Raw genomic sequence first — 9,246 nt, 5'->3', positions numbered from 1 at the left:
CCTCCTCGGGTGTCAGGCGCGGGCCGGTCACGGGCGCGAACATGGGCGCGCGTCCGTGATCGAAGGCGACGGGCGCTTCACTGAGGCCGGGATTGGGCGTGTGGACGGGCTTAGCCGACTTCGAGGGGGAACGAGCCATGAACATCAAGGTAATGCGCGTGCGCCCAAGGCGCTAGAGCGTGGCGAGGGGCGTCTGGGTCCGTCTTGTTGCGACCACAGGTTGATCTTCAGGTCGCCATGATTCCGCTCAGACATCGCCTTAAATGTGTCGGAACGGCCTTATTGAAGACATAGTTGGGCAAAATGTGGTGAAAAAAGACAAAATAACGGTTTGAACTCGGCGTTTGCGCGTCAAAAATGCCTCATAATTTGCCCTAACAATGGTTTATTGAAAGAAATAGGTTGATGCTATGACGAGCCAGCCATAGCCATTGCCACAGCCAAGAAGCGTAATGACGAACATTGGTTTTCAGCATCGTTCACGGAACGGTGTGATGTTCAGTAACAATTAACAGGTACACAGAGGCTTATGCGCACTCGTAAAGACTACCTGCTGGGCACGACGATGGCGGCTGGAGCTGCTGCACTGTCGATGGCCATGCTTATTCCGGGGACGGCGCTTGCTCAAAGCGCTTCGAATACTGACCAGGAAGCGACCCAAGTCGACGAAATCGTCGTCGTCGGCTCGCGTATCCGCCGTGACAACTATAACGCGCCTTCGCCCACTCAGGTTGTGACGCGCGAAGAAGCGACCCTGCAAGGCTTCGCCTCGACCACGGAAGCGCTGCAGAGCACGGCCGTCACGGGCGGCACCTCGCAGATCAACAACTCGTTCGGCGGCTACGTCACGGACGGCGGCCCCGGCGCCAACACCATCGGCCTGCGCGGCCTCGGCCCGAGCCGCACCCTGGTGCTGCTGAACGGCCGTCGCGTTTCGCCCGCCGGTTCGCGCGGTTCGGTCGGCTCGGCCGACCTGAACGTGTTGCCGACCGCCATGATCGACCGCGTCGAAGTCCTGCGCGACGGCGCCTCGTCGGTGTACGGCTCGGACGCCGTGGCCGGCGTGGTCAACATCCAGACCCGCAAGAATTTCGAAGGCCTGATCTTCGAAGCCCAGCGCAACGAGCCGCTGGAAGCCAACGGCAACGGCGGTTCGAGCCGTCTGTCGCTGACGGGCGGCACGCGCGGCGATCGCTGGCGGGCGGCTGGTTCGGTCGAGTACTATCAACGCGACGAACTGACCCTGCGCGACCGTGAGTTCACGCGCTGCCAGACCGATGGCCGTCGTCCGACCGCCGCCGGCGTCAGCCGCGACTACATCGACCCGCTGACCGGCCAGTCGAAGTGCTTCCCGATCACCTCGACCGGTTCGAACGGCTCGTCGATCAACACGATCGGCGTCGGGGTCGAAGGCCCGCTGAACAGCGCCGGAAACCGCACCTTCCGCGAAATCGCCGGCACGGCCGCCGTTGGCGCACGTGCGGGTCTGTTCAACCGCTTCCGTCCGAACTCGGGCGTCACGACTGGCGCGATGGCCGGCTTCGAAGGCGTCGGCGGCACGGGCGTGAACCTCAACGTTCGCGACACCTTCGACGACCGTATGCTGAACAACTCGCTGGTTTCGCCGGTCGAGATCGTGACCCTGTACGGTGAAGGCGGCTACCAGCTGAACGCCCTGGGCAACGCCGAACTGTATGGCGAATTCCTGATCAACAACCGTGAGTCGTCGCAGACGGGTTACCGTCAGCTGACGCTGGACTACGCCAAGGGCAGCCCGCTGATCCCGGCCGGCGACCTGCGCAACAGCGTCTTTTCCGCTGACCAGGGCCTGAACCAGGGCCAGGACATCGGCGTTCGCGCCTTCATCGGCTTCGGCAACGACCGCTCGCATCAAGAGCAGCGCTTCAACCGCAACCTCGTCGGCATCAAGGGTGATTTCTTCATCCCTGATTGGCGCTACGATCTGTCGGCCAGCTATTCCAAGTCGCGTTCGGAATACACGAGCCAGCAGTTCCTGCAGGATCGCATGATCGCCAGCCTGGACGTGGTCGAAACCGCACCGGGTCAGTTCCAGTGCCGTAACCTGGCCTCGAACCCGGGCTGCGTCGCGGCGCCGGCCCTGAGCTCGCAGACCATCGGCGGCGTGCTGCCGAAGACCTGGGTCGACTACGTGTTCCGTCCGGTCAAGGGCGTCACCGAGTTCGAAGAGAAGATCGTCAGCTTCGGCATCGACGGCCCGCTGTTCGATCTGCCGGCCGGTAAGGTGATGGGCTTCTTCGGCGCGGAATGGCGCGACTCGGAAATCGACGACACGCCTGCGATCGATTCGATCAACGCCAACCTGTACAACTACTCCAGCTCGCAGCCGACCCGCGGTTCGGACTCGGTCTGGGAAGTGTTCGGTGAAGTCGAAGCCCCGCTGCTGCGTGACGCGCCGTTCGCTCAGGAACTGACGTTGAACGCCTCGTTCCGCTACACGGACTACGACTCGTACGGCGACGACACGACCTACAAGGTCGGCCTGGTCTACCGCCCGATCGACATGCTGACGCTGCGCGGCACCTACGGCACGTCGTACCGCGCTCCGGCGCTGTTCGAACAGTTCCTGGGCGCCACCTCGGGCTTCCAGGCTGCTTCGGCTGACCCCTGCAACAGCTACGGCGAAGACGGCGTCAACGAAAACCGGGTCGCCAACTGCGCCTCGCTGGGTCTGCTGCCGAACTTCCAGGCGACCAGCGGCGTGACGGTCTACAGCGTCGGCGGCGCGGCCAACAATCTGAAGGCTGAAACCTCGACCAACCTGACGATCGGCATGGTTCTGCAGCCGACCCTGCCGGAAGGCTGGGGCGACCTGGCTTTCGCCGTCGACTACTATGAGATCGAAGTCGAAAACGGCGTGGCGCGTTATGGCGCTTCGAACATCCTGTCCGAGTGCTACGACTCGCGTCCGGAAGACTTCGCCAACAAGATCGGCATGTGCGGACTCGTCTCGCGCAATCCGGCCAAGAACAACCAGCTCACGGTTGAGAACGGCTACGTCAACCTGGCGACTGACGTCGTCAAGGGCCTGGACTACACCCTGCGTTATCGCAAGGACGTCGGACCGGGTACGGCGCTGTTTAACCTGGCGGTCACTCAGTACACGGAAATCTCCAGCAAGCTGTTCGCGGACGACCCGCTGGAAGACGACAAGGGCATGCTCAACAACCCGGAATTCACCGGGAATGCTGACGTTTCCTATGCGTGGGACAAGTGGCGCGTGCGCTATGGCGTCGAGTGGATCCAAGGCATGGACAGCTACGACTACTATGGCCTGGACCCGGCAACGACCCAGTATGACTTCGATGTGCCGGACTACTGGCTGCACAACGCCTCGGTTCAGTACACGGCAGAAGGCTGGACGGTCACGGCCGGCGTTCGCAACCTGCTGAACGAAGATCCGCCGACGATTTCGTCGGGCGTGTACAACCGGGTCGGCAACGCCCCGCTGTACTCGGGCTACGACTACCTGGGCCGGACGGCCTTCGTGAACCTCACGAAGTCCTTCTAAGGTCTGACCTGATTTCAGGTTGAGGAGAGGGCGGCGGACTTCGGTCCGCCGCCCTTTCTGCTTTTGAAACGGCAGTTTCTGGGTTGTGCGAAGCGGGGCGGGTCGCCAAGGTCCGCGCCATGAGTGAGCTTCGCGACGTCTTCATCACCGGGACCGGCGCCGTCCTGCCCGGCGAGCGGATCGGCAACGATCGGATGGAGGACTTCATCGGCCGCATCGGCGGGCGGGCGTCCGCCGTGGGGCGTCGCGCCCTGCGCTGGAACGGGATCGAGGGGCGGCACTACGCCCTGAACGCTGACGGCGCGCCGTTGCACTCCAACGCCTCCATGTGCGCCGCGGCGGTGCAGACGGCGCTGGACGAGGCGGGGTTGAGCCTCGGCGATCTACAGCATCTGGGCGCGGCGGCGACGCAGGGCGACTATCTGGTGCCCGGCCACGCCAGCGCGGTTCAGGCCGAACTGGGCGCGGGGCCGCTCGAGGCGTTCAGCTATCAGTCGGTCTGCGCCAGCGCCCTGATGGCGGCCAAGGGGGCGTGGCTGAGCGTGCGGGCGGGCGAGGCGGATGTGGCCGCCGCCTGTGCGGGCGAGTTCTCCTCGCGATGGTTCCGCCCTCATTTCTATGAGGGCACGGCCCTGGTGGACGAGAAGGGCCGGGCGCGGATCGAGGCGGACTTCCTGCGCTTCACCCTGTCGGACGGGGCGGGGGCCGTGGTGATGGAGCCGAGGCCGAAGCCCGACGGCCTGAGCCTGAAGGTCGAGTGGATCGACATGACTTCTCTGGCCGGGCGTTTTGATCCCTGCATGTGGGCCGGATCGACGCCGCAGGCGCGCGCCGACATGACCAGCGCCTGGAGCCACGCAGGCCCTGCGGCGGCCCATGCGGCAGGGGCGGTGGCCCTGTTGCAGGATTTCGAGCTGCTGAAGATTGTCATCCGCGCTTGGATCGGCGTCTGGCTGGAGAAGGTCGACGCCGGGCGGATCGTGCCCGATCAGGTCGACCATCTGCTGTGTCACTACTCCGCGCGGTCGCTGCGTCAGGAGATCGTCGGCCTGCTGGAAAGCACCGCCGCGATGATCCCCGAGGAGAAGTGGTTCACGACGTTGGCCGACAGCGGCAATGTCGGCTCGGCCTCGATCTGGGTCATGCTGGACGCCTTCCTGAAGTCGGGACGCGGAAAGCGTGGAGACAAGGTGCTGTGCATCGTGCCCGAAAGCGGGCGGGCGATGATCGGCTTCATGATGCTGGAGATTGTGTGATGGCGGAACAACTGGCCGAGGCGGCGGTCGCCGACACCCTGAGGAAGCTGGCGGTCGTCTTCGCCGATTTCGAGCAGCGGCTGGAGGCAACGCCCCTGATCCGCAAGCTGACGCGGGGGCGGTTCGAAACCGCTGACTACCACGCCTTCCTGATCAACCTGCGTCAGCAGGTGAAGGACGGGGCGCTGTGGATGAGCCGGGCGGCGTCGAACATCGGCGAGGACCATCTGGAGCTGCGCTCGACCCTGATGCGCCATGCGGTGACGGAGCATCGGGATTTCCGTCTGCTGGAGGCCGACTTCGTGGCGGCGGGCGGGGCGCTGGAGGACATTCAGTCGGCGCCTAAGAACGTCGGGTCCGAGGCCCTGTCGGCCTGGATGTTCCATGAGGCGTCGAAGCCCGATCCCTTCGGCCTGCTGGGCGCCATGTTCGTCATTGAGGGGCTGGGCTCGATCAAGGCCAAGCCGTGGGGCCTGAAGGTGCAGGAGCGGCTGGAGCTGCCCGACGTGGCGGTGCGCTTCCTGCTGTATCACGGCGACAACGACGCCGAGCACATGAAGGAGTTCGAGGAGATGTTGGGCATGGTCCTGCCCGATCCCTTCATCGCCGAACGCATCGTCACCACGGCCAAGGTGACGGCCCGCCTCTACGCCCTGCAGATCGAGGAGATCGCGGCGTGAGATACTACAAGCCGCACGAGGATCCATTCGACCCCGCGCGGTTCGACCCCAAGGATCCCGATCCGTGGATGGCGCTGTATCTGGACCACAGCCTGCCGATCGACGACGCGGCCAAGCGCGACCTGTTGCTGGATGCGCGCTCGCGCTCGCGGCGCTGGCTGTTCCCGGTGGCGCGGCCGTTGGTGTTTCTGTTCTTCTGTCTGGTGAAGGTGCTGCGGGTCATTTCGCCCAAATATCCGAACCTGAACGGCCTGCTGCACAAGACCATCCACTGGGGCCTGCGGACCTTCGCCACGCCCGAGGCCAACCGTGTGATCCTGCGCCACTTCCATGTCGGATCGGAACTGACCGCCTTCGTGCGCGAGAATGCGGGCGTGGGCGACAAGGTGACCAAATGGCCGCTGACGCCGACGCGGCTGAAGGACATCGAGCCGGACCTGTTCCTTCAGCACGACCTGAACATCTTCAACTTCGTTATCGAGATGAACGCCGTGCTGCGCGCCGAGGGGCGCGAGCTGATGCCGCCCGAGCGCATCGACTTCTCCATGATCTCGGACGTGTTTCCGCCGTTCGAGGAGTTTCCGCGCAAATGGCACAACTTCGTCGATGTGCAGACGGCGGTGGAGTTCTACACCCCCATCTACGCCCTGATGCTGCCGCGCGACGACTTCGTGCGGGCGTCCAGTTCGCTGCAACTGGATGAGGTGATGGCCATCTACATCGCCCGCATCCTCGGCACGAGCTACCACATGGCCTTTGTGAAGAACGGCCACCCGCTGGTGGCGCTGTCGACGTTGCAGGCGGGCTATCGGCTGATGATGCACGGGCTTGATTCAGAGGCCATGCACGGCTGGCTGCGAGTGATGAAGGCGCGTCAGGCGGCGGGCCTGCCTCTGGACCCGGCCAACTCGGGCGCGCCGCATTAGGGCGTGAGGCGTGTGCTGATTTCCGCTGGCGCGGGGCGCGGCGGCTGCTAGCGTGGCTGGTATGAAATCGGCGCGTTTTCTTCTGACCTCTCTCAGCACCTTGGTGCTGCTGTCGCTTGTGCTGGGCCTGTTGGCCGGGGCGGCGGCGCAGCGCTGGGGCCTGCCGGGCGGCCATGTGACGGCGGACTTCATCCAGGCGCTGGGCCAGCTGTGGCTGAATGCGCTGCGGATGACGATCATCCCGCTGGTGTTCAGCCTGCTGGTGACGGGCATCGCCTCGATCGCCGATGCGGCGCGGACCGGGCGTCTGGCGCTGAAGGCGGTGGCCTGGTTCGGGGGGCTGATCGTCTTTGCGACCATTTACGCCGTGGCGGCGGCCTATGGGCTGCACGCCCTGTGGCCGATCGACCCGGAAGGGTCGCGCCTGCTGCTGGCCATCAAGCCGGAGGGCGCCGAGGGCGTCGGCGCGGGCGCGCCGTTCAGCGAGTTCGTCAAGACCATCGCACCGGCCAACCCGATCCGCGCGGCGGCCGAGGACGCCATCCTGGGCATGGTGGTGTTCGCCGTCTTCTTCGGCTTTGCGGCGTCGGGCCTGTCCGAGCGGCTGCGCGTTCCGCTGATCACCTTCTTCGAGGCGGTGGGCGAGACGATGATCGTCATCGTCCGCTGGGTGCTGAAGGCGGCGCCGCTGGGCGTCTTCGCCCTGTCGATCGGGGTGGGGCTGACGGCGGGGGCCAGCGCGGCGGGGGTGCTGCTGCACTATGTGGCGCTGATCTCCATCGCCTGCATCGGCATCGGCCTGATCTTCTATCCGCTGGCGGTCGTCTTCGGCCGGGTGAGCCTGGGCCGGTTCGCGCGGGCGGCGGCCCCGGCGCAGGTGGTGGCCTTTTCAACCCAGTCGTCGCTGGCCAGCCTGCCGGTCATGGTCGAGCGGGCGGTCGATGAACTGGGCGTCAAGCGGTCGACGGCGGGGCTGGTCCTGCCGCTGGCGGTGGCGGTGTTCCGCATCACCAGCCCGGTCGCCAATCTGGGGGTGGCCATCTATTGCGCCCATTTGTTCGGGCTGGAGCCTTCGGCAGGGCAGCTTCTGGCCGCCATGCTGACGGCGGTGCTGATCTCGATCGGCACGGTGGGCCTGCCGGGTCAGGCCAGCTTCTTCGCCTCGATCGCCCCCATCTGCATCGCCATGGGGGTGCCGCTGGAGCTGCTGCCGCTGTTGCTGGCGGTCGAGGTGGTGCCCGACATCTTCCGCACCCTGGGCAACGTCACGGCAGACCTGGCCGTGGTCCGCATCGTCCAGGGCGGCGAGGTCCGGGGCGAAGACGTCTAGGATACGGTGCGGGGTGCGGTGGCTGGAGCGAAGCTGTAGCGCGCCGACCGACGCTGGACGGACGGCCAGGGCAGCAGGCCGTAGTGGCGGCGCTCCGTCCGCACCTCAATCAGCAGACTGCCGTCCGGAGCGGGCGACAGGACGCCCAGAGCGCGCGTCTCGGTCATGCTCTCATACTGGGTGCGGACGCTGCTGAGACCGATCCACAGACGCCCGTCGGCACATCCGGCGATGCGTGAGCCGTGCGCCGCCCAGTTGCGGTCCAGCAACGACGGCTCCCCGTCGATCGTGAGCCGGGCTTCGCCATGAAGATCCCATACGCGCCAGGCATCGCCCTCACGCGAAAAGGCCGTGGTCGTGTCCAGCGGGCCGTCTGTGGGCAGGAGCTCCGTCAGGCCCAGATCGTGTCCGAGAACCTGCTGAAGGACAGCCGGACCGGCCGCAGGCGTCCGCTCATGCCCATCAGACCAGTAGGTTCCTTCGAGCGCGGGGCAGGGCCCGTTCGGCGCTGTGGCGACCGGCGGTCCGCCGCCCTGCCATTGCACAGGAAGACCCCCGACGCCGGAGGCGCAGGCGCCGAGCAGAAGAAGGGGCGCGGCAAGCAGGGAGGCGCGGATGGGTCTACTCCTCCATCGCTTCGAACATGGCCTCGGCCTCGTCGAACGTGTCGTAGTCGAGGCGCTCGGGCGGGCGCAGGATGACGAAACGGCTGGTGATGGGCGCCTCCGGCTCGCGGCGCCGGTCCCACTGCCAGAAGCTACGGTCGATCCGGCTTTGCAGCAGGGTCCAGTCGCCGTCATCGGCAGGCGGTCGCGGCGTCTGGATGGGCATGCGTGGTCGGCTCCCTGCTGATGGAAGCAGCAAAGCCTGTGCGGGCGCAGGTGTCAAAGCCTCCTGAGGCTTTCGGCGACGGCATATGAAAAGGGCTGCGAGACCTGACGTCCCGCAGCCCTTCATCGGTCCGGCTTCTGTTTAAGGGGGCGCTAGGTCAGTTCCCCTTCGTGCCCGACGTATGCGCCGGGCCGCGGAAGACGGCGTTGAGGAATAGCGGCTTCAGCCCTTCCAGGAAGGCGCGCATGGTCACGTCCTGGGTGAAGGCGACGACCTGGCCGCGACCGACTTCGGAGGCCATGGCGACGGGCTTATAAGCCAGCTGGCGTTGGTTCTCGGCCCATAGTTGGCCCGACGCCAGCACCTGATCCGGTCCGGCTAGGCGCACGACGTTGGTTCCCTGGTCGCGGGCCAGCGGGGTGTAGATGTCCGAGCCGCGCACCATGACGCTGAGCGTCGGGGCGACGCCCGCGCCCAGCCAGTGCTCGTTGTCGACCACGGCGCTGGCCAGGACGCCCGCGACCGGATCGGGCGCCCCGCCGTGGTGGCCGGTCAGGGCCATGTATTCGGCGTCGGTGGCGATCTCGCTGCCGCCGTCCTTCTCATCCTTGTCGCCGTCGCCGGAGGCGGCGCTCTCGCGGCGGCTTTCCAGCAGCTTGGAATCGGGGTCGGT

General features: G+C 65.9%; 7 protein-coding genes and 1 pseudogene. 5 read left to right on the top strand and 3 right to left on the bottom strand.

All coding sequences use genetic code 11. The features are described 5' to 3' along the window. Nucleotides 1-529 precede the first annotated feature (529 nt). From RT567_RS09950 to RT567_RS09930, 5 genes are all read left to right on the top strand, one after another. Complete coding sequence (locus RT567_RS09950) at nt 530-3,550, top strand: TonB-dependent receptor domain-containing protein (RefSeq protein WP_313576201.1); 3,021 nt, start codon at nt 530-532, stop codon at nt 3,548-3,550. Nucleotides 3,551-3,669: 119 nt separating this feature from the next. After that, a complete protein-coding gene (locus tag RT567_RS09945) occupies nt 3,670-4,806 on the top strand; it encodes a beta-ketoacyl-ACP synthase III (protein ID WP_313576199.1) in 1,137 nt (378 codons plus the stop codon). Further along, a complete protein-coding gene (locus tag RT567_RS09940; RefSeq protein WP_313576198.1) occupies nt 4,746-5,486 on the top strand; it encodes an iron-containing redox enzyme family protein in 741 nt (246 codons plus the stop codon). The genes RT567_RS09945 and RT567_RS09940 overlap by 61 nt, the downstream gene beginning before the upstream one ends. Further along, the gene (locus RT567_RS09935) at nt 5,483-6,412 is read left to right on the top strand and encodes a DUF6999 family protein (RefSeq protein ID WP_313576196.1); all 930 of its coding nucleotides are present in this window, start codon (nt 5,483-5,485) and stop codon (nt 6,410-6,412) included. Before RT567_RS09940 ends, RT567_RS09935 begins: the two co-directional genes overlap by 4 nt. A gap of 61 nt (nt 6,413-6,473) precedes the next feature. Next, complete coding sequence (locus RT567_RS09930) at nt 6,474-7,742, top strand: dicarboxylate/amino acid:cation symporter (RefSeq protein WP_313576203.1); 1,269 nt, start codon at nt 6,474-6,476, stop codon at nt 7,740-7,742. Here the strand turns inward: RT567_RS09930 and RT567_RS09925 are convergent. From RT567_RS09925 to RT567_RS09915, 3 genes and pseudogenes are all read right to left on the bottom strand, one after another. Beyond that, entirely contained in the window at nt 7,739-8,287 is a 549-nt protein-coding gene (locus RT567_RS09925) for a hypothetical protein (protein WP_313576194.1), read from the bottom strand. The genes RT567_RS09930 and RT567_RS09925 overlap by 4 nt on opposite strands. 76 nt (nt 8,288-8,363) lie before the next feature. Beyond that, complete coding sequence (locus RT567_RS09920; RefSeq protein WP_313576192.1) at nt 8,364-8,573, bottom strand: hypothetical protein; 210 nt, start codon at nt 8,571-8,573, stop codon at nt 8,364-8,366. A 157-nt stretch (nt 8,574-8,730) separates the two neighbouring features. Beyond that, nucleotides 8,731-9,246 (bottom strand): annotated as a pseudogene (locus tag RT567_RS09915) (zinc carboxypeptidase); the annotation flags it as partial.

The sequence above is a fragment of the Brevundimonas sp. genome, assembly GCF_032107865.1.
Lineage (GTDB): Bacteria > Pseudomonadota > Alphaproteobacteria > Caulobacterales > Caulobacteraceae > Brevundimonas.
Note: the sequence above shows the minus strand (reverse complement) of the source record. Positions and strands in the feature narration are given on the sequence as shown.

Coding starts and splice junctions, on each gene's coding strand:
- RT567_RS09920 (WP_313576192.1), bottom strand. CDS start 8,573: ATGCCCATCCAGACGCCGCGACCGCCTGCCGATGACGGCGACTGGACC.
- RT567_RS09945 (WP_313576199.1), top strand. CDS start 3,670: ATGAGTGAGCTTCGCGACGTCTTCATCACCGGGACCGGCGCCGTCCTG.
- RT567_RS09950 (WP_313576201.1), top strand. CDS start 530: ATGCGCACTCGTAAAGACTACCTGCTGGGCACGACGATGGCGGCTGGA.
- RT567_RS09930 (WP_313576203.1), top strand. CDS start 6,474: ATGAAATCGGCGCGTTTTCTTCTGACCTCTCTCAGCACCTTGGTGCTG.